Source organism: Vibrio sp. 2017_1457_13, from assembly GCF_030851525.1.
GTDB classification, from domain to species: domain Bacteria; phylum Pseudomonadota; class Gammaproteobacteria; order Enterobacterales; family Vibrionaceae; genus Vibrio; species Vibrio metschnikovii.
Genome location: NZ_VHTA01000043.1, coordinates 1 through 798 on the forward strand (window position 1 = coordinate 1; position 798 = coordinate 798).

1 pseudogene is annotated in these 798 nt (G+C 36.6%); it reads left to right on the forward strand.

Going from position 1 to position 798, the window contains the following annotated elements:
- Nucleotides 1-106: pseudogene (locus FKN88_RS17415) on the forward strand (IS110 family transposase); the annotation flags it as partial.
- Nucleotides 107-798: the final 692 nt, after the last annotated feature.

Sequence of the window (798 nt, forward strand, 5' to 3'; positions counted from 1 at the left end):
AAAAGTAGCGATCATTGCTTGCGTCAGAAAGATGGTAGTTATCCTAAATTCTATGCTCAGAGACGGCTGCATGTGGGATGCAAACAGCGCCAAAATTAACTCTTGACGCCATAGTCTCTTGTTATGCGTATTTTACCAACTGATTTAATTAGTTTTTTTGTGTGATTACGTTGAATAAGATACATAACTTCAACGATGTATAATGGACTAGATTTAATAGCAACAATCAACCAGCTTGAACTTGACTGTGGAACTTGGGTATAGATGTAAAAATAAGCAATACATAGCATCGAAAATAAAAGCATCAGTGCATGACACTTGATAATTTCGTATGTGACAGAAGCGTAGTTGAAACGCTTTCGCTTCAAATTTTTCAGTTCTCGGATTGCAAGCCACTTGAATACTGACTTAAGAATTTGAGGTGCTTTCTTGAAAACTACTGCAATGAGTAGAGCTACAATTGCAGATGGGACATGCTGTAACCACCACCAAACATCAGTCACATTGTTTATGAATGAATCCATCAAAGTTTATCCAGATATGACAATTGAACAAATATAGCAGAATTAATCAGTTAGATGCGTGTAATAAAAAATACAATTGTGACAGGTACGCATAACGCCCGCTTAAGGGGCTGACAACGCTACTACCAAGTTTCCGCATAACACTAAAACCACCAAAATCAACGCATAATAAAAATGCCACGCGTTGGAAGTCCCTCTTGAAGCGTTTGTTATGCTTTATTACCTATTGATTACATTGAACTTTTACAATGTTCATTAGTTAAAGCCACTTTAA